25 protein-coding genes are annotated in these 25,034 nt (G+C 70.3%); 19 read left to right on the top strand and 6 right to left on the bottom strand.

Features of this window, described 5'->3' with window-relative positions; translation table 11 throughout:
* Positions 1–25 precede the first annotated feature (25 nt).
* A complete protein-coding gene (locus OG379_RS30375) occupies positions 26–1,153 on the bottom strand; it encodes a YihY/virulence factor BrkB family protein (protein ID WP_393765323.1) in 1,128 nt (375 codons plus the stop codon).
* A 17-nt stretch (positions 1,154–1,170) separates the two neighbouring features.
* Between OG379_RS30375 and OG379_RS30370 the strand changes: the two genes are divergently transcribed.
* The 16 genes from OG379_RS30370 (at position 1,171) to OG379_RS30295 (ending at position 17,192) form a co-directional block, all read left to right on the top strand.
* The gene (locus OG379_RS30370; RefSeq protein WP_405666172.1) at positions 1,171–2,808 is read left to right on the top strand and encodes an acyl-CoA dehydrogenase family protein; all 1,638 of its coding nucleotides are present in this window, start codon (positions 1,171–1,173) and stop codon (positions 2,806–2,808) included.
* A 271-nt stretch (positions 2,809–3,079) separates the two neighbouring features.
* On the top strand, positions 3,080–4,372 hold the full coding sequence (locus tag OG379_RS30365) for a GAF domain-containing protein (RefSeq protein WP_405666171.1): 1,293 nt from the start codon (positions 3,080–3,082) through the stop codon (positions 4,370–4,372).
* Between the two features lie 47 nt (positions 4,373–4,419).
* A complete protein-coding gene (locus tag OG379_RS30360) occupies positions 4,420–5,013 on the top strand; it encodes a GNAT family N-acetyltransferase (protein WP_405666169.1) in 594 nt (197 codons plus the stop codon).
* A gap of 133 nt (positions 5,014–5,146) precedes the next feature.
* Entirely contained in the window at positions 5,147–5,230 is an 84-nt protein-coding gene (locus OG379_RS30355) for a putative leader peptide (RefSeq protein WP_349817346.1), read from the top strand.
* A gap of 113 nt (positions 5,231–5,343) precedes the next feature.
* A complete protein-coding gene (locus tag OG379_RS30350) occupies positions 5,344–7,041 on the top strand; it encodes a nitrite/sulfite reductase (RefSeq protein ID WP_405666167.1) in 1,698 nt (565 codons plus the stop codon).
* Positions 7,038–7,217 carry an IS1 family transposase gene (locus OG379_RS30345; protein WP_147960010.1) on the top strand — a complete coding sequence of 60 codons (180 nt, stop codon included), beginning with the start codon at positions 7,038–7,040 and terminating at the stop codon, positions 7,215–7,217. Before OG379_RS30350 ends, OG379_RS30345 begins: the two co-directional genes overlap by 4 nt.
* The gene (locus OG379_RS30340) at positions 7,214–7,930 is read left to right on the top strand and encodes a phosphoadenylyl-sulfate reductase (RefSeq protein WP_405666165.1); all 717 of its coding nucleotides are present in this window, start codon (positions 7,214–7,216) and stop codon (positions 7,928–7,930) included. The genes OG379_RS30345 and OG379_RS30340 overlap by 4 nt, the downstream gene beginning before the upstream one ends.
* Positions 7,930–8,499 carry an adenylyl-sulfate kinase gene (gene cysC / locus OG379_RS30335; protein ID WP_099174957.1) on the top strand — a complete coding sequence of 190 codons (570 nt, stop codon included), beginning with the start codon at positions 7,930–7,932 and terminating at the stop codon, positions 8,497–8,499. Before OG379_RS30340 ends, cysC begins: the two co-directional genes overlap by 1 nt.
* The gene (cysD, locus tag OG379_RS30330) at positions 8,496–9,431 is read left to right on the top strand and encodes a sulfate adenylyltransferase subunit CysD (RefSeq protein WP_393765309.1); all 936 of its coding nucleotides are present in this window, start codon (positions 8,496–8,498) and stop codon (positions 9,429–9,431) included. Before cysC ends, cysD begins: the two co-directional genes overlap by 4 nt.
* 2 nt (positions 9,432–9,433) lie before the next feature.
* Positions 9,434–10,780: a sulfate adenylyltransferase subunit 1 gene (locus tag OG379_RS30325; RefSeq protein WP_405666164.1), complete on the top strand. Its 1,347-nt coding sequence runs from the start codon at positions 9,434–9,436 to the stop codon at positions 10,778–10,780.
* A 234-nt stretch (positions 10,781–11,014) separates the two neighbouring features.
* Positions 11,015–12,130, top strand: coding sequence for an aliphatic sulfonate ABC transporter substrate-binding protein (locus tag OG379_RS30320; RefSeq protein WP_405666163.1), 1,116 nt, complete (start codon positions 11,015–11,017; stop codon positions 12,128–12,130).
* A gap of 42 nt (positions 12,131–12,172) precedes the next feature.
* The gene (locus OG379_RS30315) at positions 12,173–12,964 is read left to right on the top strand and encodes an ABC transporter ATP-binding protein (RefSeq protein WP_393765303.1); all 792 of its coding nucleotides are present in this window, start codon (positions 12,173–12,175) and stop codon (positions 12,962–12,964) included.
* The gene (locus tag OG379_RS30310) at positions 12,951–13,829 is read left to right on the top strand and encodes an ABC transporter permease (protein WP_405666161.1); all 879 of its coding nucleotides are present in this window, start codon (positions 12,951–12,953) and stop codon (positions 13,827–13,829) included. Before OG379_RS30315 ends, OG379_RS30310 begins: the two co-directional genes overlap by 14 nt.
* Before the next feature lie 6 nt (positions 13,830–13,835).
* Positions 13,836–14,600 carry a sirohydrochlorin chelatase gene (locus OG379_RS30305; RefSeq protein WP_405666159.1) on the top strand — a complete coding sequence of 255 codons (765 nt, stop codon included), beginning with the start codon at positions 13,836–13,838 and terminating at the stop codon, positions 14,598–14,600.
* 71 nt (positions 14,601–14,671) lie between these two features.
* Positions 14,672–16,450 (top strand): FUSC family protein, encoded by a 1,779-nt coding sequence (locus OG379_RS30300; protein WP_405666158.1) that lies wholly within the window; start codon positions 14,672–14,674, stop codon positions 16,448–16,450.
* Between the two features lie 106 nt (positions 16,451–16,556).
* A complete protein-coding gene (locus tag OG379_RS30295; RefSeq protein ID WP_405666157.1) occupies positions 16,557–17,192 on the top strand; it encodes a DUF1345 domain-containing protein in 636 nt (211 codons plus the stop codon).
* A 65-nt stretch (positions 17,193–17,257) separates the two neighbouring features.
* Here the strand turns inward: OG379_RS30295 and OG379_RS30290 are convergent, their stop codons facing one another.
* Complete coding sequence (locus tag OG379_RS30290) at positions 17,258–17,737, bottom strand: GreA/GreB family elongation factor (protein ID WP_405666156.1); 480 nt, start codon at positions 17,735–17,737, stop codon at positions 17,258–17,260.
* Positions 17,738–18,030: 293 nt separating this feature from the next.
* Here OG379_RS30290 and OG379_RS30285 point away from each other — a divergent pair, with 293 nt between their 5' ends.
* The 3 genes from OG379_RS30285 to OG379_RS30275 all read left to right on the top strand — a co-directional run bounded on the left by OG379_RS30285 (position 18,031) and on the right by OG379_RS30275 (position 21,150).
* Entirely contained in the window at positions 18,031–18,216 is a 186-nt protein-coding gene (locus OG379_RS30285; protein WP_405666155.1) for a hypothetical protein, read from the top strand.
* Between the two features lie 79 nt (positions 18,217–18,295).
* The gene (locus OG379_RS30280) at positions 18,296–18,805 is read left to right on the top strand and encodes an SRPBCC family protein (RefSeq protein WP_405666154.1); all 510 of its coding nucleotides are present in this window, start codon (positions 18,296–18,298) and stop codon (positions 18,803–18,805) included.
* A gap of 38 nt (positions 18,806–18,843) precedes the next feature.
* Positions 18,844–21,150 carry an FdhF/YdeP family oxidoreductase gene (locus OG379_RS30275; protein ID WP_405666153.1) on the top strand — a complete coding sequence of 769 codons (2,307 nt, stop codon included), beginning with the start codon at positions 18,844–18,846 and terminating at the stop codon, positions 21,148–21,150.
* A gap of 73 nt (positions 21,151–21,223) precedes the next feature.
* Here OG379_RS30275 and OG379_RS30270 read toward each other — a convergent pair whose 3' ends face one another.
* From OG379_RS30270 to OG379_RS30255, 4 genes are all read right to left on the bottom strand, one after another.
* Complete coding sequence (locus tag OG379_RS30270; protein ID WP_405666152.1) at positions 21,224–21,856, bottom strand: DsbA family protein; 633 nt, start codon at positions 21,854–21,856, stop codon at positions 21,224–21,226.
* Between the two features lie 83 nt (positions 21,857–21,939).
* On the bottom strand, positions 21,940–22,527 hold the full coding sequence (locus tag OG379_RS30265; RefSeq protein WP_405666151.1) for a TIGR03086 family metal-binding protein: 588 nt from the start codon (positions 22,525–22,527) through the stop codon (positions 21,940–21,942).
* A 63-nt stretch (positions 22,528–22,590) separates the two neighbouring features.
* A complete protein-coding gene (locus tag OG379_RS30260) occupies positions 22,591–23,592 on the bottom strand; it encodes a ketopantoate reductase family protein (protein WP_405666149.1) in 1,002 nt (333 codons plus the stop codon).
* A gap of 103 nt (positions 23,593–23,695) precedes the next feature.
* The gene (locus OG379_RS30255) at positions 23,696–24,613 is read right to left on the bottom strand and encodes a S1 family peptidase (RefSeq protein ID WP_405666148.1); all 918 of its coding nucleotides are present in this window, start codon (positions 24,611–24,613) and stop codon (positions 23,696–23,698) included.
* Between the last annotated feature and the right edge of the window lie 421 nt (positions 24,614–25,034).

Below are 25,034 nucleotides of genomic sequence, written 5' to 3'. Positions count from 1 at the left end.
GGCTATCGGGAGAGCCCCCGGGTCATCAGGGGGAATCCTTGTCCCGGTTCCCGTGCAGGCGGGACTTCACGTCGTCCGGGGGCAGGAAGCGTGACCAGCGCTCGGGGAATTCGGACGGCATGGACACGTCCTCCTCGTCGTCATCGTCGGCGTACGCGTCCCAGTTCGCCGCCCGTGCCACGAGCTCCGCGGCCTGGGCGGCCTTGATCCGGTCACTGGCGGCGCGGGCGGCGGCCGTGGCGAGCGAGGGCCAGACACGGTCGATCGCCGCGTTCACCGCGGCACCCACGAGCACGGCGAAGGCGGAGATTCCTATCCAGAGCAGGACCGCGATGGGCGCCGCCAACGAACCGTAGATGGTGGGGCCTTCCACCGTGTTCGTCAGATAGATCCGCAGCAGGAAGCTCCCCAGCACCCACATCCCGAGCGCCACGAGCGCCCCGGGCACGTCCTCTATCCACGGCGAACGGACGGGGACGGACACGTGGTAGAGCGTCGTCAGGAAGGCGATCGACAGCAGTATCACGAGCGGCCAGTACATGACCGCGAGCACCTCGGTGCCCCAGGGGACGAACTCCACCACCCGGTCGGGGCCGACCACCAGCAGCGGCAGCACCACCGCGCCCAGCAACAGCGCGACCACGTACAGCAGAAACGCGAGCAGACGGGTCTTGACGATGCCGCGGTGGCCGTCGAGCCCGTACATCACGGTGATGGTGTCGATGAAGACGTTCACCGCGCGCGAGCCCGACCAGAGCGCGATCGCGAACCCGATGGAGATGACGTCGGGGCGCGCGCCCGTGGTCACGTCGGCTATGAGGGGCTCGGCGATCTCCTTGACGCCCCGCTCGGAGAGCACCGTCTGCACCGCGCCCAGGATGTTGCGCTCGATGGAGGCGACCGTCGTGGTGGACGTCCAGTCGTCGACGTAGCCGAGCAGCCCGATCAGGCCGAGCAGCAGCGGCGGCAGGGACAGCAGGGTGAAGAACGCCGCCTCGGCCGCGAGGCCGAGGATGCGGTACTCGATGCACGAATTGACCGTGTCCTTGAGCAACTGCCACGCCATCTGCCGCTTCGAGACGTTGCGGTAGAGAACTCGAGCCCGGTGGAGCCGACCCGGTGGCCGCTCGGGTGTTTCATTTGCTGCCTGCACCTCCTTACCGTATCGGCATGGCACCTAGCACCCACACAGTGACCAACCAGGTTCCGCCGCTGGTCGGCTATGACGTCTTCGCGGCCGACCGGGCGCTGACGGAGGCCGTCGAGCGGCACCTCGCGCCCGGAATCCTCGACGAGGCCCGGGAGGAGCTCAACGGGCTGGGCCGGTCCGCCGGCTCCGTGCAGGCCCAGGAATGGGGTGCGCAGGCCAACGAGAACCCGCCGGAGCTGCGTACGCACGACCGCTACGGCCACCGCATCGACGAGGTGGACTTCCACCCGGCCTGGCACCGGCTGCTGGGGCACGCGGTCACGGCCGGGCTCACGGACGCCTGGGGCAGGCAGGGCGGCCATGTCAGGCGCGCTGCCGGGTTCCTGGTCTGGACGCAGGCCGAGGCGGGCCACGGATGCCCGCTGTCGATGACGCACGCGGCGGTCCCGGCGCTGCGGACCGACCCCGCGCTGGCCGCGGAGTGGGAGCCGCTGCTGACGTCGCACGTGTACGAGGAGGGGCTGCGTCCCGCGTCGCAGAAGGCCGGTGTGCTCTTCGGGATGGGCATGACGGAGAAGCAGGGCGGCACCGACGTACGGTCCAACACCACCCGGGCCGAGCCGCTGGCCGGCGACGGGGAGTATCTGCTCACCGGCCACAAGTGGTTCTGTTCGGCGCCCATGTCGGACGGTTTCCTGGTGCTGGCGCAGGCGCCGGGCGGGCTGAGCTGCTTCCTCGTGCCGCGGGTCCTGCCGGACGGTGCGCGCAACGTCTTCGCGATCCAGCGCCTCAAGGACAAGCTGGGCAACAGGTCCAACGCATCGAGCGAGGTCGAGTTCGACGGGACGTGGGCCCGCCGGGTCGGCGAGGAGGGGCGGGGAGTGCGCACCATCATCGAGATGGTGGCGGCGACCCGGCTGGACTGCGTGGTCGGTTCGGCGGCTCTGATGCGCCAGGCGGTGGCGCAGGCGATCCACCACAGCGCCTACCGCAGCACTTTCGGCGGGCTGCTGATCGAGAAGCCGCTGATGCGCAACGTGCTGGCCGACCTGGCCCTGGAGTCGGAGGCGGCGACGACGCTCGCGCTGCGGCTGGCCGCCGCCTACGACGCGGACACGGAGGAGGAGCGGGCCTTCCTGCGGATCGCGGTGCCCGCGGCCAAGTACTGGGTCACGAAGCGGTGCACCGCGGTGGTCGGGGAGGCCCTCGAATGCCTCGGCGGCAACGGTTACGTCGAGGAGTCCGGAATGCCCCGGCTGCTGCGGGAGGCGCCGCTCAACTCGATCTGGGAGGGCTCGGGCAACGTGCAGGCCCTCGATGTGCTGCGGGCGCTGCAGCGTGAGCCGCAGGCGCTCAACGCCTTCCTCAAGGAGGTCGGGAAGGCGCGGGGCGCTGACCACCGGCTCGACGCGGCGATCAAGGACCTGTTGACGGAACTGGCCGACCTGGACGCGGTCGAGGCACGTGCCCGGCGGCTGGTGGAGCGGATGGCCCTGGTGCTGCAGGGCTCGCTGCTGCTGCGCTGGGCGCCGCCGGAGGTCGCGGACGCGTTCTGCGCCTCACGGCTGGGCAGGGACTGGGGCTCGGCCTTCGGGACGCTGCCGCACAGTCTGGATCTGGCCGCGGTCGTGGAGCGGGCGCGGGCGCAGGAGGGGTAGTGATTCCGGAGAAACGGTGACAAACGACGGAGGGTGGTGCTGCGCCGACACGGCACCACCCTCCACGCTTGTGCACCACCGCACGGCGGGTCGAGGACCCCCGCACGGCGTTCCGCCACTCTCGTACGGTCTGCGGCCTGTTCACCAGAGTTGCAAAGGGTTGCAACCATTGCGCGGAGTACGAGTCAACGGGCACCCTGCACGGCAGGATGTGTCCTTTGGGCCGGGTTTCTCTTCCGGACCGGGCCCATGTCGTGTTGGGGGGACCGTCATGGAAGCAGACCCTGTCGCGGGACCGCGGCCGGAGAACGCCTCGCACCCGGCGCTGACCGAGCGCCTGGTCCACCGTGCACGGGAGGCCCGGCTGGCGGGCGAGCGAACGGCGGCCGCTCCGCGCGCGGAGATCGGCGCGTCCTGGGACCGTGTACTGCGCAGCGGGATAGATCCCGAACAGTCGCCGGAGAGCAGGCTGCTGGAGACCGACGAGATCGAGCACCGTCGCAGGGACACGGCGCTCGGCGAGGTCATGCCCGTGCTGCGGGAGGGCCTGGCCACGATCGCGGACGCGACGCAGCAGATCATGGTCGTCACCGACGCCGAGGGCCGGGTCCTGTGGCGTCAGGGACACTCGGCCGTGATGCGCCGGGCCAAGGACATCTGCCTGGAGGAGGGTGCCGCCTGGGCGGAGTCGGCGACCGGCACGAACGCCATCGGTACGGCACTCGCCGCACGCACGCCCATCCAGGTCCACTCCGCCGAGCACTTCATCCGCGCCCTGCACACCTGGACCTGCGCGGCGGCCCCGGTGCGAGACCCCCGGGACGGCCGTCTGATGGGCATCGTCGACGTCAGCGGGCCCGCCTCCACCTTCCATCCGGCGACGCTGGCGCTGGTGGGTTCGGTGGCGGCGCTGGCGGAGAGCGAGCTGCGCGGCCGTCATCTGGTGGCGATCGAGCGGCTGCGCTCGGTGGCCGCGCCGCTCCTGTGCCGGCTGGGCGGCCGGGCGCTGGTGGTGGACACCCACGGCTGGCTGGCCGCCGTCAGCGGGATGCCGCCCGTGGACCGGCTTCCACTGCCGAAATCGCTGCAGCCGGGCACGGTGTGGCTGGCCGCGCTCGGGATGTGCCGGGTGGAGCCGCTGCCCGGCGGCTGGCTGGTCCAGGTCGCTGAGGGTGCGCACGACCGCCCGCCGCGCCGGGCGGTCCTGGACCTGAGCCGGGAGGGGGGCCTCACGATCCATGTGACGGGCCCCGTGGGCAGCTGGACGCACCCGCTCTCGCCCCGTCACGCGGAGCTGCTGTACGCCCTGGCTCTGCACAGGGAGGGGCGCACCGCGGCCGAGCTGGCCGAGGACGTCTTCGGTGACGCCTCCAGGACGGTGACGGTGCGGGCCGAGATATCCCGGATGCGCCGCCATCTCGCGGAGGTGCTGACCCATCGGCCGTACCGCTTCCGCGAGAGCGTCGAGGTGGAGGTGGTCCATCCGGACGTGCCGGCCGATCTGCTGCCCCGTTCGACGGCTCCGGTGGTGCTCAGGGCACGTACGCCCGCGGGGACGCTCTGACCCGGCCGGGTTTGGCCGGAGGTCGCGGCCGTGGTTTTCTGACCGCCATGAGCGACTCCACGCACTCCGCCCCCGCCGTCTCCGACGTGACCGTCTGGTATCTGGAACAGACGTCGCCCGCCGACCTGAGCCCCGCCGCTCTCCCCGCGGACGGAGTGACGGTCGCACGCTCGGAGATACCGCTGCCGGAGTTCAGCCGGTTCCTCTACACGGCGGTGGGCGCGGACGTCCGGTGGACCGACCGGCTGGACCACACCCACGCGCAGTGGCGGGCGTTCCTGGAGCGACCGGGGGTCGAGACCTGGGTGGCGTACGAGAACGGGACCCCGGCGGGGTTCATCGAGCTCGACCCCCAGGAGGACGGGGCCGTCGAGATCACCTACTTCGGTCTGATCCCGGCCTTCCGGGGCCGCCGGATCGGCGGGCACCTGCTGTCGTACGGCGTGGCGCGCGCCTGGGACCTCGCGGAGCGCCACCCGGAGCGGACCCCCACCAAGAGGGTGTGGCTGCACACGTGCTCCGACGACGGCCCGCACGCGATGGACAACTATCTGCGGCGGGGGTTCCGGCTGTTCGACACGAAGATCGAGCAGGAGCTCCAGGTCGCCCACCCCGGTCCGTGGCCCGGCGCGCACGCCTGATCGCACGCCCTCATATCGCTTTGTCGACAGCGAGGGCGTGACCGACACCACAGCGTCTCACGCCTCGGGACCATCTCGTCCACATAATGGATCGTGGTGGACTGGTCAGAGATTCGCGTGACACGCTTCCGTCATGTCTGGAACTGGAATTGCCTTGGTGAGTCGGCGGCACGTCGACCTCGGCCGCATGTCCAGCGCCATCTGTCCGGTCCGCTGAGAGTCTCCAGCACCGCGATTTCCTGAAGTCCGCTCCACCCCTGCGCACCGCCGCGCCTCACGCGAGTGTGCAGTTCAGAGCCGCCCTCCTGCAGTCCCGAAGGACGTATAGCCATGGCCGCCATCCCCGAGAAGCCTGCTACCGCCACGCCCCGCCGCAAGGCCGGACGTCACCGTGGTGAAGGTCAGTGGGCCATGGGTCACTACACCCCGCTCAACGGGAACGAGCAGTTCAAGAAGGACGACGACAGTCTCAACGTGCGGACGCGCATTGAGACGATCTACTCGAAGCGCGGGTTCGACTCCATCGACCCGAACGACCTGCGCGGACGTATGCGCTGGTGGGGGCTGTACACCCAGCGCCGGCCCGGCATCGACGGCGGCAAGACCGCCGTCCTGGAGCCGGAGGAGCTGGACGACCGCTACTTCATGCTGCGCGTCCGCATCGACGGCGGGAAGCTGACCACCGAGCAGCTTCGTGTCATCGGCGAGATCTCCCAGGAGTACGCACGCGGCACCGCCGACGTCACCGACCGGCAGAACGTCCAGCTGCACTGGATCCGCATCGAGGACGTCCCGGCGATCTGGGAGAAGCTCGAGGCCGTCGGGCTCTCGACGACCGAGGCCTGCGGCGACTGCCCCCGTGTGATCATCGGTTCTCCGGTGGCCGGGATCGCCGCCGACGAGATCATCGACGGCACGCCCGCGGTCGACGAGATCCATGAGCGCTACATCGGCAGCAAGGAATTCTCCAACCTGCCCCGCAAGTTCAAGACCGCGATCTCGGGCTCGCCGGTCCAGGACGTGGTGCACGAGATCAACGACATCGCCTTCGTCGGGGTGGACCACCCCGAGCACGGCCCCGGCTTCGACCTTTGGGTCGGCGGCGGGCTCTCGACCAACCCGCGGTTCGCCGAGCGCCTTGGCGCCTGGGTGCCGCTGGACGAGGTTCCCGACGTCTGGGCGGGTGTCGTCGGGATCTTCCGCGACTACGGCTACCGCCGGCTGCGCACGCGTGCCCGCCTGAAGTTCCTGATGGCCGACTGGGGTCCGGAGAAGTTCCGCCAGATCCTCGAGGACGAGTACCTCAAGCGTCCGATGCTGGACGGACCGCCGCCCGCGCAGCCGTCTTCCCGCTGGCGCGACCACATCGGCGTGCACGCCCAGCAGGACGGCCGCTTCTACGTCGGCTTCGCCCCGCGCGTCGGCCGCGTGGACGGCTCCACCCTGGCCAAGATCGCCGACCTGGCCGAAGCACACGGCTCCGGCCGGGTGCGCACCACGGTCGAGCAGAAGATGCTCATCCTGGACGTGGAGCAGGACCGGATCGAGTCGCTGACCGAAGGGCTGGAGGCACTGGACTTCCAGGTGCACGCCTCACCCTTCCGGCGCGGCACGATGGCCTGCACCGGCATCGAGTTCTGCAAGCTGGCGATCGTCGAGACGAAGGCGCGCGGCGCCGCGCTCATCGACGAACTGGAGCGCCGCATGCCGGACTTCGAGGAGCCGCTCTCCATCAACATCAACGGCTGCCCCAACGCCTGTGCCCGCATCCAGACCGCGGACATCGGCCTCAAGGGCCAGCTCATGCTGGACGGCGACGGCAACCAGGTCGAGGGCTACCAGGTGCACCTCGGCGGTGCGCTCGGCCTGGAGGCCGGCTTCGGCCGCAAGGTCCGCGGCCTTAAGGTCACCTCGGCCGAACTCCCGGACTACGTCGAGCGGGTGCTCGGCACGTTCCAGGAGGAGCGCGAGGACGGCGAGCGCTTCGCGACCTGGGCCGCCCGGGCCAGTGCGGAGTCGCTGTCATGAGCGAGCGAGCCGCGCCGTTCTACTGCCCGTACTGCGGCGACGAGGACCTGCGCCCGCACGAGGCGGGGCACGGCGCCTGGGAATGTGCTTCCTGCAATCGCGCGTTCCAGCTGAAGTTCCTGGGCCTGCTGGCCCAGGGGCTCCAGCGCAACGACGTGGAAGGGGACGGGACATGACGGACACGCTGCACGCCGCCGAGCTCACCGACGAGGCACTGAGGGACCTGGCCGAGCGGGCCGGGCGCGACCTGGAGGACGCCTCCGCGAGCGACATCCTGAAGTGGGCGGCCGACACCTTCGGCAACCGCTTCTGCGTCACCTCCTCCATGGAGGACGCGGTCGTCGCGCACCTCGCCTCCCGGGTCTTCCCCGGCGTGGACGTGGTCTTCCTGGACACGGGCTACCACTTCGAGGAGACCATCGGCACCCGGGACGCGGTGGACGCCGTGATGGACGTCAACCTCATCACCCTGACCCCGCGTCAGTCGGTGGCCGAGCAGGACGCCGAGTACGGACCGAAGCTGCACGACCGCGACCCCGACCTGTGCTGCGCGCTGCGCAAGGTCAAGCCGCTGGAGGAGGGGCTGACGGCGTACGCGGCCTGGGCGACCGGCCTGCGCCGCGACGAGTCCCCCACCCGGGCGAACACCCCCGTCGTGGGCTGGGACGAGAAGCGCCGCAAGGTCAAGGTCTCGCCGATCGCCCGCTGGACCCAGGACGACGTGGACGCGTACGTCGCCGAACACGGCGTACTGACCAACCCGCTGCTGATGGACGGTTACGCCTCCGTCGGCTGCGCGCCCTGCACCCGCCGGGTGCTGGAGGGCGAGGACGCACGGGCCGGCCGCTGGGCCGGGCGGGGCAAGACCGAGTGCGGGCTGCACGGCTGATGACGACTGATCAGGAGATATCGATGAGCGTGACGGAGACGGGAGCCACCGTCTGGCTCACCGGTCTGCCGAGCGCGGGCAAGACCACCATCGCCTACGAGCTGGCCGGCCGGCTGCGTGCCGACGGGCACCGGGTCGAGGTGCTCGACGGTGACGAGATCCGGGAGTTCCTCTCCGCGGGCCTCGGCTTCTCCCGCGAGGACCGGCACACCAACGTCCAGCGGATCGGCTTCGTCGCCGAACTGCTGGCCGCCAACGGTGTGAAGGCGCTCGTCCCGGTCATCGCGCCGTACGCCGACAGCCGTGACGCGGTGCGCAAGCGTCATCAGCAGGAGGGCACCGCGTATCTGGAGGTGCACGTCGCGACCCCGGTCGAGGTGTGCTCCGAGCGCGATGTGAAGGGGCTGTACGCCAAGCAGGCAGCGGGCGAGATCAGTGGTCTCACCGGGGTGGACGACCCCTACGAGGCACCCGAGTCGCCGGATCTGCGGATCGAGTCGCACCAGCAGACCGTGCAGGAGTCCGCAGCGGCGCTTCGTGCGCTGCTCACCGAGAGGGGCCTGGCGTGAGCACTGTCGCCACCGTGCCGGAAGGCACCGTCAACCCGTACGCGCTGAGCCACCTGGACTCCCTGGAGTCGGAGGCGGTGCACATCTTCCGTGAGGTGGCCGGTGAGTTCGAGCGGCCGGTGATCCTCTTCTCCGGCGGCAAGGACTCGATCCTGATGCTGCACCTCGCGCTGAAGGCGTTCGCCCCCGCCCCGATCCCCTTCACGCTGCTGCACGTGGACACCGGGCACAACTTCCCCGAGGTCCTCGAATACCGCGACCGCACCGTCGAGAAGCACGGGCTGCGCCTGCATGTCGCCTCCGTCCAGGAGTACATCGACGCGGGCAAGCTCCGCGAGCGCCCCGACGGCACCCGCAACCCGCTCCAGACGGTCCCGCTGACCGAGGCCATCCAGCAGCACCGCTTCGACGCCGTCTTCGGCGGCGGACGCCGCGACGAGGAGAAGGCCCGCGCCAAGGAACGCGTCTTCTCCCTGCGCGACGAGTTCTCCCAGTGGGACCCCCGTCGGCAGCGCCCCGAGCTCTGGCAGCTCTACAACGGCCGCCACGCCCCCGGCGAGCACGTCCGCGTCTTCCCCATCTCCAACTGGACCGAGCTCGACGTCTGGCAGTACATCGAGCGTGAGGGCATCGAGCTCCCGGAGATCTACTTCGCCCACGAGCGCGAGGTCTTCAGCCGCTCCGGCATGTGGCTCACCGCGGGCGACTGGGGCGGCCCCAAGGAGCACGAGAAGGTCGAGACCCGCCAGGTGCGCTACCGCACCGTCGGCGACATGTCCTGCACCGGCGCCGTCGACTCCGACGCCACCACCCTGGACGCCGTGATCACCGAGATCGCCGCCTCCCGGCTCACCGAGCGGGGCGCCACCCGCGCCGACGACAAGATGTCCGAGGCCGCGATGGAAGACCGCAAGCGCGAGGGGTACTTCTAACCATGACCAGCACCACGACCGAGCAGCTCTCGGCCACCACCCTGCTGCGGTTCGCCACCGCGGGGTCCGTCGACGACGGCAAGTCCACCCTCGTCGGACGCCTCCTGCACGACTCCAAGTCGGTCCTCACCGACCAGCTCGAAGCCGTCGCGCTCGCCTCCACCAACCGCGGCCAGGACGCACCCGACCTGGCGCTGCTGACCGACGGGCTGCGCGCCGAACGCGAGCAGGGCATCACCATCGACGTGGCCTACCGCTACTTCGCCACGCCCCGCCGCCGGTTCATCCTGGCCGACACCCCCGGCCATGTGCAGTACACCCGCAACATGGTCACCGGCGCCTCCACCGCCGAACTCGCCGTCGTCCTGGTCGACGCCCGCAACGGCGTGGTCGAACAGACCCGCCGCCACGCCGCCGTCGCCGCCCTGCTGCGCGTCCCCCACGTCGTCCTCGCCGTCAACAAGATGGACCTCGTGGAGTACGCGGAGCCCGTGTTCGCGGCGATAGCGGAGGAGTTCACCGCGTACGCCGCCTCGCTCGGCGTCCCGGAGATCACCGCGATCCCGATCTCCGCACTGGCCGGCGACAACGTCGTGGAGCCGTCCGCGCACATGGACTGGTACGGCGGCCCGACCGTCCTGGAGCACCTGGAGACGGTGCCGGTCAGCCACGACCTGACCGAGTGCCACGCCCGCTTCCCGGTCCAGTACGTGATCCGCCCGCAGACCGCCGAGCACCCCGACTACCGGGGGTACGCCGGTCAGATCGCCGCCGGGGTGTTCCGGGTCGGCGAGTCGGTCTCCGTGCTGCCGTCCGGACGCACCACCACGATCGAGGGGATCGACGCGCTCGGTGAGAGCGTCGACATCGCCTGGGCGCCGCAGTCCGTGACACTGCGGCTCAGCGACGACCTGGACATCTCCCGCGGCGATCTCATCGCGCCCAGCGCGGACGTGCCCGCCACCACGCAGGACGTCGAGGCGACCGTCTGCCACGTGGCCGACCAGCCGCTCACGGTGGGCCAGCGGGTACTGCTCAAGCACACCACCCGCACGGTGAAGGCGATCGTCAAGGAGATCCCGTCGCGGCTCACGCTGGACGACCTCTCCCAGCACCCGGCCCCCGGGCAGCTGGTGGCCAACGACATCGGCCGGGTCGTCGTACGTACCGCCGAGCCGCTCGCGCTCGACGCCTACGCCGACTCGCGGCGCACCGGCTCGTTCCTGCTGATCGACCCGGCCGACGGCACGACGCTGACGGCCGGCATGGCGGGCGCCTCGTTCGCCGCCGTGACCGAGGGGGACGCGGACGAGGACACCTCCGCCGAGGACGCGGAGTGGGACTTCTGATGATCACCGACTTCTTCTCGACCTTCGCGAAGGAGGGCGGCCGGGTCGGCAGCGGCGCCCTCGGCAGCGGCCAGGGCGGGGTCGGGCGATGTGCGTGATGACGTACGCGCACTGCCTGCGCGCCCGCTCGCACCGACCGCACCGCCAGTTCAGACGAAGACCTGCCGATCGCCCGGCCGCGCCACCTGGTCCCAGGGGGACGTGAGCACCGGGCCAACGAGAGGAAAGCCTCCCGTGCCTGCCACCCGTACCACTCTCCGCCGCAGCCTCGCCGCTGCCGCCGCTCTGCCGCTGCTCGCCGTGGCGGTCACCGCCTGCGGCTACGGTTCCGAGGCGAAGGACGACGACTCCGCGAAGTCGAACGTCTCAGCCGGCGGGAAGAAGCTCTCGGCCGACACCGTGAAGATCGGTTACTTCCCGAACCTCACGCACGCCACCGCCCTGGTCGGTATCCAGGAAGGCCTCATCGCCAAGGAGCTGGGCGGCACCACGGTCAAGCCCTCGACGTTCAACGCCGGGCCCTCCGAGATCGAGGCGCTCAACGCGGGTTCGATCGACATCGGCTTCATCGGCCCCTCGCCCTCGATCAACGGCTACAGCAAGTCCAAGGGCCAGAGCCTGCGGATCGTCGGCGGCTCGGCCTCCGGCGGCGTGAAGCTCGTCGTGAACCCGAAGAAGATCAAGACCCTGGACGACCTCAAGGGCAAGAAGATCGCGACCCCGCAGCTCGGCAACACGCAGGACGTGGCGTTCCTCAACTGGATCTCCGAGAAGGGCTGGAAGGTCGACGCCCAGAGCGGCAAGGGCGACGTCTCCGTGGTCCGTTCGGACAACAAGGTGACTCCGGACGCCTTCAAGGCCGGGTCCCTGGACGGCGCCTGGGTTCCGGAACCGACCGCCTCGAAACTGGTGGCCGAGGGCGGCAAGGTCCTGCTCGACGAGTCGTCCCTGTGGCCGGACGACAAGTTCGTCATCACGAACATCATCGTGTCGCAGAAGTTCCTCTCCGAGCACCCGGACGTCGTCGACGCGGTGTTGCGCGGCACGGTGAGCACCAACAAGTGGATCAACGCCAACCCGGACAAGGCGAAGGCCTCGGCCAACGCGGCGCTCAAGGAGCTGAGCGGCAAGGCCCTGCCCGCCGAGGTCCTCGACCCGGCCTGGAAGTCCATCCAGATCACCGACGACCCGCTGGCCGCCACGCTCGAGGCGCAGGCGGACCACGCGGTCAAGGCCGGCCTGCTGGAGAAGCCCGACCTCAACGGCATCTACGACCTGAAGCCGCTGAACAAGATCCTCAAGGCCGCGGGGCAGCCCGAGGTCGCCGACGCCGGTCTCGGCGTCAAGTAAGCCCGACCGCATCAGGATCACGACTCCCAGGAGGTGACGACCATGGCGACCACCACCCTCACCAAGGCCGAGGACCGTGCAGCGGTCGAGCACGCCGCTCGCATCACGAACGTGTCCAAGTCCTTCGCCGGGCCCACGGGGCAGCAGCTCGTCCTGGACGACATCACGCTCGATGTCGCTCCCGGCGAGTTCGTCACCCTCCTGGGAGCATCCGGGTGCGGCAAATCGACCCTGCTCAACCTGGTGGCCGGACTCGACCGCCCGACCGCGGGGTCCATCGAGACCCCCGGCGGGCGGCCGGCCCTGATGTTCCAGGAGCACGCCCTCTTCCCGTGGCTGACCGCGGGCAAGAACATCGAACTCGCCCTGCGGCTGCGCGGGGTACCGAAGTCGGACCGCCGGCCGGAGGCGGAGCGGCTGCTCGAACTCGTACGCCTCGGTGGGGCGTACGGGAAGCGGGTGCACGAGCTCTCGGGCGGGATGCGCCAGCGCGTGGCGATGGCCCGGGCGCTCGCCCAGGACAGCCAGCTGCTGCTGATGGACGAGCCGTTCGCCGCGCTCGACGCCATCACCCGCGATGTGCTGCACGACGAACTGACCCGGATCTGGCGCGAGACGAACGCCTCCGTCCTCTTCGTCACCCACAACGTGCGGGAGGCGGTGCGGCTCGCCCAGCGCGTCATCCTGCTGTCGTCGCGCCCCGGCCGGATCGCCCGGGAGTGGACGGTCGACATCGAGCAGCCTCGCCGTATCGAGGACACCGCCGTGGCGGAGCTGTCCGTCGAGATCACCGAACAACTGCGTGGGGAGATCCGCCGACATGGCCAGCACTGAAACGAAGGCCGACGACCTGGCGGGTCTCGAGGCGGGCCTGGACGCCCTCGACGCCGTACAGGTACGCAGGACGCCGACCCGCGAGATCCTGCTCAACAAGGTCCTGCCGCCGGTCGTCGCGGTCGTCCTGGTGGTCCTCGTCTGGCAGCTGCTGGTCTGGGCGAAGGTCACCGACGACTACAAGCTCCCGCCGCCCGCGGCCGTCTGGGACAGCCTGACCGACATGTGGATGCAGGGCACCCTGCTGGAGGTCATCTGGACCAGTGTGTCGCGCGGTCTGCTCGGCTTCGTGATGGCTGTCGCGATCGGCACCCCGCTGGGTCTGCTGGTCGCACGGGTGAAGGTGGTCCGGGCGGCGATCGGCCCGATCCTCTCCGGGCTGCAGTCCCTGCCGTCCGTGGCATGGGTGGCGCCGGCCATCATCTGGCTCGGCCTCGACGACAAGACGATGTACGCGGTGATCCTGCTCGGCGCGGTGCCGTCCGTCGCCAACGGTCTGGTCTCCGGTGTCGACCAGGTGCCGCCGCTGTTCCTGCGCGCGGGCCGCACGATCGGTGCCACCGGACTGCGCGGGACGATCCACATCGTCCTGCCGGCCGCGCTGCCCGGCTATCTGGCGGGGCTCAAGCAGGGCTGGGCGTTCTCCTGGCGCTCGCTCATGGCCGCCGAGATCATCGCGTCCTCGCCCGACCTGGGCCTGGGGCTCGGCCAGTTGCTGGAGAACGGCCGGAACAACTTCGACATGCCGGGGATCTTCCTGGCGATCCTCCTGATCTTGTTCGTCGGCATCGCCATCGACCTGCTGATCTTCAGCCCGCTGGAGCGGCGGGTGCTGCGCAGCCGCGGTCTCCTCGTGAAGAGCTGAGTTCTCATGTCCTCCCCCGTCCTGCTCGTCATCGCCCACGGCAGCCGCGACCCGCGGCACGCGGCGACCGTCCACGCGCTCACCGCGCGGGTGCGGTCGCTGCGGCCCGGGCTGCGTGTGGAGACGGGCTTCCTGGAGTTCAACGCCCCGTCCGTGCCCAGGGTGCTGGAGCGCCTGGCCGCGGAGGGGGCGGGCGAGGTCGTCGCGCTCCCCCTGCTGCTGACCCGGGCCTTCCACGCCAAGTCGGACATCCCCTCGGTGCTGCGCGAGGCCCGCGCACGACTGCCGCGGCTGCGGATCGGCCAGGCCGAGGTCCTCGGCCCGTCCCCGCTGCTGAACGCGGCACTGGAACAGAGGCTGTACGAGGCCGGGGTCTCCCCCGGCGAGAAGAGCTCGACCGGGCTGGTCCTGGCCTCGGCGGGCTCCACAGACCCGGAGGCGATCGCAGTGATCGCTGAAATCGCGCGGGAGCTGCGGCACACCGGTTGGTGCGCCGTGCGGCCTGCGTTCGCCTCCGCTGCAGTTGCCGGGGGCTCCTCCCGCACCGCCGACGTCGTACGCGCCCTGCGGGCCGACGGCGTAAGGCGGGTCGCGGTCGCGCCGTACGTCATCGCCCCCGGCCGTCTCCCCGACCGCATCGCGGCGGGGGCGGAGGAGGCCGGGGCGGATGTGCTGGCCGACGTCCTCGGGCCGTCCCCCGCGCTGGCCCGGCTGCTGCTGAACCGGTACGACGAGGCACTCGTTCCGGTGGGCGGGGCGTTGAGCGCCTAGGGCCTCTCGGCGTGGGCCGTCCGATGACCCGGCCGAAGACGGAACCAGTCAATATGCGATATATACCGCGTATGCGCCGTTTTCGTCTTCCGATTCCTGTTGTCACCAGGAGTGGCCGGCGGCGCCCGGCAGGCCACCTGCGGAGGGCTCTCTCCCCGCGTGGCGCGCTCGCCCTGCAGAGCGTGGACGGTGCCGTCTCCTTCGCCCTGCGTGCCGCACTCGCCATGGCGCTGCCCGCGCTGCCGATCGCACTGGCCGGGCGGGCCGATCTGGCCGTCTACGCGATGCTGGGTTCCTTCACGACCACGTTCGGCCGCAACCTGCCGTACAAGCGCCGTGCCCGCGTGCTGGCCGTGGTCGCGGTGGCCATGACGGCGGCTGTGGGCTGCGGGTCGGCTCTCGCCGCGTGGGCGTGGCCACGGGACGGGGCGGCCGCCGCCTCGGTGGTCGTGGCCACGGCCGCGGTGGCGGGGATCGCAAAGCTCGCCTGCGACGCGGCACGTCTGAGCGGGCTGGGTGCGGTGCTGCAGCTCCTCTCCTTCGCCGTGGCGGCCAACGGTTCACCGGCTCCGTCCGACGTCCTGCCGCAGACCGCCCTGGCCGCGTCGGGTGCGGCTGTGGCCTGGGTGCTGGCCGTATCGGGCTGGTTCGTGCACCCGGACCGCCCGGAGCGTCTCGCGGTGGCCGCGGCTCTGCGCGAGCTCGCCGGCCTGCTGGAGGCGATCGGGTCGGGGGACGGAGGCGGCCTCGTCCGGCACCGGGCGACCGCCGCCGTTCTCCAGGCGTACCGCACGCTGGGTGTCATGCCTCCGACGGCTTCCGGACGGGACGGCCGGGACGACGTCTGCGTGCGCCTGACCGACCTCTGCTGGTCCTTGCTGACGGGTTCCACCCGCCGGCCGCCGAAGGACCCCACCGAGCTGGCACGGCACCTCCGCCGCCAGGGCCGCCTGCTCGTGAACCACCGTCCCGGGCCTCCACGACCGCTGCCCGAGCTGTCGCCGCCCTCCGCGGCCGTCCGGGCCGGCACGGTCCCCGCCCTCGGGCCCGAGCAGCCCCGGGCCGACCGCACGACCTGGCGCGGCGCCGGGCTGCGCGCGACGGAGCTGGTGACGGGTCGGCTCCACGGACGCCCGGATCACGCTTCGGTCCTGCTCGTTCCCGCACTCCGGATGACCCTCGGCACCGGGCTGGCCGGAGGCACGGCCCTTCTGCTGGGCCTCGGCCACGGCTACTGGGCGGCGATCTCCGCCGCAGCGGTGCTGCACTCGGTCAACGTGCGTACGGCGGCACAGCGCGCCGTACAGCGCACCTTGGGCACCGCGGCCGGGCTCGCCCTCGCTCTCGGAGTGCTGGCCGCGCGCCCCAATCCGGTGGTGCTCGTTCTCGTGATCGTTCTTCTGGAGTTCCTCCTGGAGTACGTCGTGGCCCGCAACTACGGTCTCGGCGTCGTCTTCCTCACCCCTCTGGCGCTGCTGCTGTCCGATCTGGAGGATCCCTCGTCAGCGGCGGCCCTCGTCCAGGACCGGGCACTGAGCAGCGCTCTCGGGATCGTCATCGCGCTGGGCTGTGCGCTCCTGGTGGTCCATGACCGGGCCGCGGTACGGGCGGAGCGTGCGCTGGCCGCGTGCACGGCGGCGTCCGGGTGCGCGGAGCGTGCGCTGGACTCCCGTTCCGAACCATCGTTCCCGGTCGTCCAGGCGCGTCTGGCGGCAGCGGTGGTGGAGCTGCGCGAGGCGGACGACGCCGCGGCGGGAGAGCTCTGGCCGGCGGAGATCGATCCCACCGAGCTCGCCACGGCCGAACAGCGTGCCTACCTGCTCCTGGAGCGCCTCGTCCGACGGCGGTGACTTCACGACCCACCGGACTGCCGCCCGGCCCGAGCGCGGATACGCTGAAAAGACGGGGAGGCCAGGGCCCCTTTCTGTGCAGCCGAGGCACCACTTCGAGGTCCCCATGATCCGCAAGTTGCTACTTTCCGCCGTTCCCCGGCTCACCGGCGCGTCGATCCTCGGAGCGGTTGCCGGGGCGATCGTCAGCGGTCTGACCAATACGCCGCTGGGCATCCTCGTCGGCATCGCCGCAGCGGAGACGATCTTCGTCGTCGCGGGATGGATCGTTCTGTGGCCCATGAACGCCGCCACCACACACCACAACGCCCGACGCGAGGAGTTCCGTCCCGTCACCGAGGAACTCGCCGTCGTCGGGTCCGCCTCGTGCGGCCTGGTCGGCATCGTGGTGCTGCTCCTCGTCAGCGATACGGACCTGAGCCACGCCGCTGCCGCGACGGCGCTCTGCGGTGTGTTCACAGCCTGGGCGGCGCTGCATCTGATGTACGCCACCCGCTACGCGTACATCTATTACCGGTCTCCCGAAGGCGGGATCGACTTCAACACCGACGAACCGCCGCGGTACAGCGACTTCCTCTACTTCAGTTACAACCTCGGCATGACCTATCAGGTCTCCGACACCAATGTCTCCACGTCCACGATTCGCGCGGTCGCCCTCCGGCACTGCCTGCTGTCCTATGTCTTCGGCGCCAGCATCCTGGCCACCACCATCAACCTCGTGACCGGGATCGTCACGGGCTGACACGCAGCGCGGTCCCGTGGGCCGGTCAGGACCGCCGACGGGGCCGCGCTGCGTACGGCGTGCGGCTATGGCTCGTCGCCCTCGACGCCGGCGGAGGGCACGAGCGCGCTCGTTGGCCCCTCGGGGGCGTCGTAGGTGACGGAGTCGCCCGCCCGGTGGCCGAGGAGCGCGTGCCCGAGCGGGCTGTCCGCGGTGACCATGGTCCGGTCCAGATTCTCGGCGACCTCGCGGATCTGGACGGTCGCCTCTGCGGCATCGTCCGCGAACCGCACCGTGACGGTACTGCCCACGCCGGCCGTCCCGGTCCGGGGAGGCCCCGCCACGGCGGCCTCCTGGAGCCGCCCGTCGATCTCGGCGATGCGGGTGTCCAGGTGCTGGAGCTCCGTGGCGCGTTCCAGCTCGTCGGCCTCGTCGCCCCGGTCACCCACCTCCTCACCGCCTCGCAGAGTGGTGGCGGCTCTTTCGCGTTCGACGCGCAGACCGGCCAGTTCTCGCTCGAACGCCTCACGGGCGCCGGCGCTGATGGGTTCGGGGCCGCCGACCATTCCTGCTCCCGTCGTGAGGGCGGAAGGATGAATGATCCGGTGCCGCCCGCCGATAAATACATTCGCAAGAAATGAGTGCTTTCCGGCAAGGAAGTACCCGGCCGGGCCCTGACACCGGCTCCGCCACTTGCGGCGCGATATGCGGCAGGTTTGACTGTCTGTATCCCTGTCCCGCGTTGTGCCTGCGGGGGGCGGAACCCGGGGAGTCAGCGACTCCGCCGGTGGTCGGTGAATATTTCCTTGCCCGGCCTCATGCCCATGCAAGGTGCTCGCGACGCCACGAGGAGAACCCGATGACACATCACCACAAGTCAAACGGAGCAGTTGAAGGCGACCCCGACTCCGGGCACGGCCGCGGCATGCCCAGGCGCCCGGACAAGGAGGAGCTCGAAGAGCGCGTGGAGGAGGATCGACGTCAGGTGCACCGGACCGCGGATCGGAGCGCCTCGAACGACGACAGGGGCTCGGAACGGAATTGACGAGGCGTGCGCGGAAGCGGCTTCGCCGTGGACGGAATCGGTGACACCCGGAGCGGCCGCGCGGCAAGACAGGTGGGACATGAATATCGTTGAAGAAACAATTGAAGTCGCGGTGCCGGTTCGCACCGCCTACAACCAGTGGACGCAGTTCAAAAGCTTCCCGCGATTCATGTCCACGGTGAAGAAGGTCGAGCAGATCCGGCCGAATCTCACCAACTGGGTGATCGGCTTCGGCCCGGTGCGACGCGAGTTCGCGGCGGAGATCGTGGAGCAGGTTCCCGACTCGCATGTGGTGTGGCGAAGCCTCGGGGGGCGCTCCGGCCATCAGGGTGAGGTGTCATTCCGTACGACGGGGCCGGACCGTACCGAGATCTCCGTACGCATAAGAGTGAAGCAGCACAAAGTCGCAGACCTCTTCGGCAGGTTCACGCATCGCGTGGTCCGGTCCGAACTCGCGCATTTCAAGGAATTCATCGAGGGGCTGGGCCAGGAGGGCGGTGCCTGGCGAGGCTCCATCCGCAACGGCCACGTCCAGCCGATGGAGCCGGAACCGCCCAGAAGCCGGGTTGCCCACTGGCCTGTCGGCTGACCCGCCTCCCTTCAGCGCAAGAGAGCGAGAGACGCCCGATGAAGAAGCCCCCGAGCCGTGAACCGGATGACGAACTCAGCGTGACTCCGCCCAAGAGGTGGGCGGCCGGAGTGCCCGCGGTGACGCACGCCCTGGAGTACTCCCTGGAGGAGACATCGGTCCGGCGGACAGGCACGACGCTGCTGACCATGAACCAGGTGGGTGGCATCGACTGCCCCGGTTGCGCCTGGGCGGACCCCTCCCCGGGGCATCGGCACCTCAACGAGTACTGCGAGAACGGCGCCAAGCACATCAACGACGAGGCCACGACTCGCCGCATCACCGCCGACTTCTTCCGCAGGCACTCGGTCTCCGAACTGGGGAAGCGGTCCGATCTGTGGCTCAACCAGCAGGGCCGGCTCACCGAGCCGATGGTCAAGCGGGACGGTTCGGACCACTACGAGCCGATCAGCTGGCACGACGCCCTGGGGCTGCTCGCCGAGGAACTGAAGGCACTGGACTCGCCGGATGAGGCGGTCTTCTACACGTCGGGCCGGGTGAGCAACGAGGCCGCGTTCCTCCTGCAGCTCTTCGCCAGGGCCTTCGGCACCAACAATCTGCCCGACTGCAGCAACATGTGCCATGAGTCCAGTGGCTTCGCTCTGCACGAGACCCTGGGCACGGGCAAAGGCTCGGTGAGCCTCGAGGACATCCACCATGCCGATCTGATCTTCCTGGTGGGACAGAATCCCGGCACCAACCATCCGCGGCAGCTCTCCGCGCTGGAGGAGGCCAAGGGAAACGGCGCCCGCGTCATCGCGGTGAACACCCTGCCGGAAGCCGGACTGCTGCGGTTCAAGAACCCTCAGAAGGCCCGTGGCGTCATCGGCGACGGCGTCCAGATCGCCGATCGTTTCCTTCACATCCGCAGCGGCGGCGACCTCGCGATGTTCCAGGGCCTGAACCGGCTTCTGCTCGAAGCGGAGGACGAACGGCCGGGCACCGTGCTCGACCATGAATTCATCAGCTCGAACACCAGCGGATTCGAGGAGTTCGCCCGGCACGCCCGGACCGTCGCCTGGGAGGACATCCTCACCGCCACGGATCTCACTCGCGAGGAGATCGAGGCTGTCCGCGACGAGGTCCTGCGCAGCGAACGTGTCATCGTCTGCTGGGCCATGGGGGTCACGCAGCAGAAGCACGGTGTCCCCACCGTCAGGGAGATCGTGAACTTCCTGCTTCTGCGCGGCAACCTGGGCAAGGCCGGAGCCGGCACCTGCCCGGTCCGGGGGCACAGCAACGTGCAGGGCGACCGGACGATGGGAATCTGGGAGCAGATGCCCGACTCGTTCCTGGACGCGCTGGAGCAGGAGTTCGGCTTCGAACCGCCCCGCGCCCACGGACTCGACTCGGTGAACTCGATCAGGGCCATGCAGGAAGGCCGTATCAAGGTCTTCCTCGGCGTCGCCGGCAACTTCGTCCGAGCCGCTCCGGACAGCACCTACACCGAGAACGCCATGCGGCGATGCGGCTTCACCGCCCACATCTCCACGAAGCTCAACAGGTCCCACACCGTCTGCGGCCGGACCGCTCTCATTCTGCCCACCCTCGGCCGTACCGAATTGGACACCCAGGCGACGGGTGAGCAGTTCGTCACCGTGGAGAACTCCATGAGCGAGGTGCACACCTCCCACGGGCGCCTGAAGCCGGCCTCCAAGCTTTTGCTCAGCGAGGTCGCCATCCTGGCCCGGCTCGCCGTCCGGACCCTCGACGGCAAGGGCGGAATTCCGTGGGAGCAGTTCGAGGCCGACTACGGGACCATCCGTGACCGCATCTCCCACGTCGTGCCAGGGCTGCACCACTTCAACCGCCGCGTGATCCGCCCCGGTGGCATCAGGCTGCCCAATCCCGTCAACGAAGGGATCTACCCCACCCCCGTCGGCAAGGCCCTGTTCAGTTGCAACGCCTGGGAGATGTCGCACGCCCCCGAGGGCCATCTGCTGCTGCAGAGCCTGCGCTCCCACGACCAGTGGAACACCATCCCCTACACGGAGAACGACCGCTACCGGGGCATCCACGGAAGCCGCCGGGTGGTCATGGTGAACCCGCACGACATGGACCGGCTCGGCCTGACGGAAGGTCAGCGTGTCGACCTGGTGAGCGTGTGGGCCGATGATGTCCTGCGCCGGGCGGAGGACTTCAAGGTGGTGCCCTACCCGACGTCGGCCGGATGCGCCGCCGCCTACTACCCGGAGACCAATGTCCTGTTGCCGCTGGACAGCGTGGCCGTGACCAGCAACCAGCCGACCGCCAAGGGCATCGTGGTCCGGCTGGAGCCCACCGTGTCGGTGGAACCTCCGTCATGAGGGCCGGGTGCCCCGGCGAGGCCGACGGCCCTGTCGCTTCCCGCAGGGCTGGTCCAAGGAGTACGGCCAGGACTCACCCGAGATCGAGACTGCCCGTCCGCTCGCGCTTCAGCTCGAAGAAGTCGGGGTGACCGGCGAGGACGCGAAAGCTGTCGAACAGCCGTGCCGCCACCTCGCCGCGTGGGACGGAGTTGAGCACCGGGCCGAACCAGACGGTGCCGTCGACGTGGATCGTGGGAGTGCCGACGTAGGAACCGGCAGCGGGGTCCTTCCCCCGGTCGTGGCTACGCCGAACGGCCTCGTCGTACGTGTCGGTGTGCGCGGCCTCCGCCAGGGCGGGGGGCAGGCCCAGTTCGGCGAGGGATTCGGCGACGACGGCGTCGAAGTCCTCGTTCTTCCCCTGGTGGATGCGGGTGCCCAGGGCGGTGTAGAGCTCCCTGAGGACGCCGGGCCCGTGGTCCGCCGCCGTCGCGGCGGCGACCCGGACGGGGCCGATCGACCGGTCGACCAGCTCCCGGTACCAAGCAGGGAGTTCGTTACCGGTGTTGTGCAGATGGAGGCTCATGACGTGGAATCGGAGCTCGATGTCGCGCTCGCGCTCCACCTCCAGCATCCATCGGGAGGCGATCCAGGCGAACGGGCAGGCGGGGTCGAAGTAGAAGTCGACCGCCGTCCTGCCCGCTGTCTCGTTCACGTGAGTGCTCATGCGAGGAGCCTAGGGAGACCGCGGCCCACGGTTCTGGGCCATTCGGACGGCATTCCGCTGGGCCACCGGTGCCACGTGACGCATCAGACCACGGCGGCCCCGCGCGGATCGCGGCCGCTGAGTCCGAGAGCGCGCTCGAAGTCGGAGGCGGCGCCGGGCGGGGTGACCTCAGCGGCGAATCCCTCGTACTGCCGGTAGAGCGCGGCCGTCCCCTCGACCGTTCCGAGGAGGCAGGCCGCCGCCGGTCCGGAGAGCCGGAACTCCTGTCCGGTGGCCCGGGCCACGTCCCAGCCGTGCAGCACCATCTCCATGAGGAGCATCGCGGCCATCTCCTCGGCGGGGGTGGAGCCGTGCCCGGTGTCGACGGTGCCCTCCCGGGCCGCCGGGTCGGACCAGGCGGCGACCGCGCGTTCCAGCTGGGCCGCGTACCGCTCGGGCCAGCCGGGGTCGGCCGTGAAGTCACGGGCCGTCAGCTCGTCGGGGATGGGGGTGCGCAGGGCCCGGTGCTCCAGGCCGTACGCGCTGTAGAGCACCCAGTGGTTGATCAGTTCCCGCAGGTCCCAGCCGTGGCAGGGGGTCGTGGAGGAGAGCGGCAGCGTGGCCTCGATGCCCCGGGCGACCCGGGCGGACTCCGTGGCGCATTCGGCCATGTGTGTGTACGCGTTCTGCATGCGCCCATCGTGCGTTCCGCCCGGCGGCCGGGTCTTGAAGAAATGCGACAGCGCCCTCGGGGCTCAGGAGGCCGCGTCCACCAGGGCGGTGAGTTCGGCGACCGTCATCGAGCCGGCGGCGCGCCGCTCCCGGGCGAAGGAGTTCGCGGTGCGACGCAGCACCTCGTTGACCGGTGTCGGGATACCGTGCATCCGGCCGAGCAGGACGATCTCGCCGTTGAGGTAGTCGGCCTCGATGGTGCCCGTGCCCCGGCTGAGACTCTGCCAGGACGAGCCGCCGCCGCGCTCGGCCCCGTCGAACGGGTCGAAGCGGATCCTGCCGCCGCGGGCCTCCTCCTGCTCCGCGCTTCCCGTCGCCTCGATGCCGGCCGCCGTGAGCACCGCCCGCCCTTCCGCCCGGGCCCGGTCGAAGAGGGCGAATCCGTCGGGACCGTCGAGTACACCGGTGACCGCCTCGATCGCGTTGGCGAGGTTGGAGAGCAGCTTCGCGTACTTCCAGCGCATCACGTCGGGGACGACGGGGGCCTCCAGCTTCGCCTTCTCCCAGTCCGCGGAGACGGCGCGCGCCGTGCCGTCGTCGCCGGACGGATACCGGCCGAGGTGGAGGATGCCGGTGAGCGGGGCTCCGGCGGCGAGGACCCTGCCCGGTTCCACGAAGCTCGCGGGGAGGTAGACGCAGCAGCCGTAGACGCGGTGGAACCGGCGCAGGGCCAGGCGCTCGCTCTCGACGCCGTTCTGCGCGCAGATCAGGGGGAGCCGCTCCCCCGCGGTTCCGCCGCCCGCCACGGGCCGTACGCTCCAGGCGTCGAGGGCGGCGACGCTGTCCTGGGTCTTGACGGCGAGGACGAGGACGTCGTCCGGGGCGAGGTCCAGTGCCTCCGGGCCGTCGACGACGGGGAGGCGGTGGGTGCGGGTGCCCTCGGGCGTGGTGAGGCGCAGCCCGTCCTCACGCAGGGCCTCGTACTGCGCTCCGCGCGCGACGAGCACCACCTCGTGGCCCGCTTCCGCCAGCCGTCCGCCTATGGCGCCGCCGACGGCGCCGGTTCCCACGATGATGTAACGCATGCCTGCGAGCCTGGCACAGCGCCCGCCCGCACGGGAAGCGGCCACGACAACGGGCCGCGCTCGGTGAGCGCGGCCCGTCGGCAGGTGGTGCGGTGCGTGAGGTCTAGAAGACGCTGACGCCGTAGGCGCTCAGCGCCTCGGTGACCGGCTGGAAGAACGTGGTGCCGCCGGAGGAGCAGTTGCCGCTGCCGCCGGAGGTGAGGCCCAGGGCCGTGGTGCCCGAGAAGAGCGAGCCGCCGCTGTCGCCGGGCTCGGCGCAGACGTTGGTCTGGATCAGGCCGTAGACGATGTCACCGCCGCCGTAGTTCACCGTCGCGTTGAGGCCGGTGACGGTGCCGCTGTGGACGCCGGTGGTGGAACCGCTGCGCTTGACGGACTGGCCGACGCTGGGGGTGGCGGCGGAGGTGATGTCCTGGTAGCTGCCGTTGTAGAGGTAGACCCGGCCGTCCGCCGCGGCGGAGCTGGAGTGGCGGATCAGACCGTAGTCGTTGCCCGGGAAGCTGGAGCCCGCCCTCGTGCCGAGGGTGGTGGTCTGGCCGGAGTTGGTGTACCAGGTGCTGCCTATCTCGGTGCAGTGACCGGCGGTCAGCGCGTAGTAGGTGCTGCCGCTGCGGACGTTGAAGCCGAGTGAGCAGCGTCCGCCGCCGGCGTAGATCGCCTGGCCGCCCGCGATGAGCTTGTTGAACGTGCCCTCCGTGCGGTTGATGTCGGCCTTCGCGCCCGAGTCGGTGACCGACTTCTTGATCGTGGCGATCTCGGCGGCGGTGACCGTGCTGTCGACGGTCACGACGACCTTGCCGGTGCTCGCCTCGGTGTACCAGGCGGTGCCCGCGATGTCGGCACCGCGTACGGCGGAACTGGCGTCGGCCAGCTCGGCCTTCGTCACGGTGGTGTCCGGTGCCGCCTGGGCGACCGCGGTGGGCGCCGCGAGCGCCACGGCGGTGACCAGACCTGAGGTCGCGGCGATGAGACGGGCGCGTCTGGAGATCGAGGAGAGGGGGGCGAAGCGCTTGAAGGTCACAGGATCCTCCGTCATTGGGGGGTGTCCGGTCCGCTGGGTGGGCGGGCCGGAGTATGCGGCTGTCCGCGACCAGTGGGTTCTAGTCGTGGACCTGCCAACCGCACGCCTCGAATCCTTGACTCCGCTTGAACCGGTGACAAGGACTTCTTCCGGACCGGGACGGAGAACGGACCCTGAACTCCGATATGCGTGCGGATGACCTCCGAACAACGGCGTCCGCTCACCGAACGGAGGAGGGCAGCGAATTGCAGCAAAGCCCGCAACGGGGAGCGGACGTCGGCCGCTGTCTACGCGCATCGCGTTCACACACACCACCCCCGCCCGGAAAGCGCGGCGGCGCGGTTCTCCGCAGCCCGGACCGGGCCCGTCGGGGCGCGGCCCGTTCGGGTGGCTTACCGGCGTTTTGCCCGGCGGCTCCAGG

Source organism: Streptomyces sp. NBC_01166, from assembly GCF_045039765.1.
In the GTDB taxonomy this organism is placed as follows: Bacteria; Actinomycetota; Actinomycetes; order Streptomycetales; family Streptomycetaceae; genus Streptomyces.
This window is presented reverse-complemented; position numbering and strand designations above follow the sequence as displayed.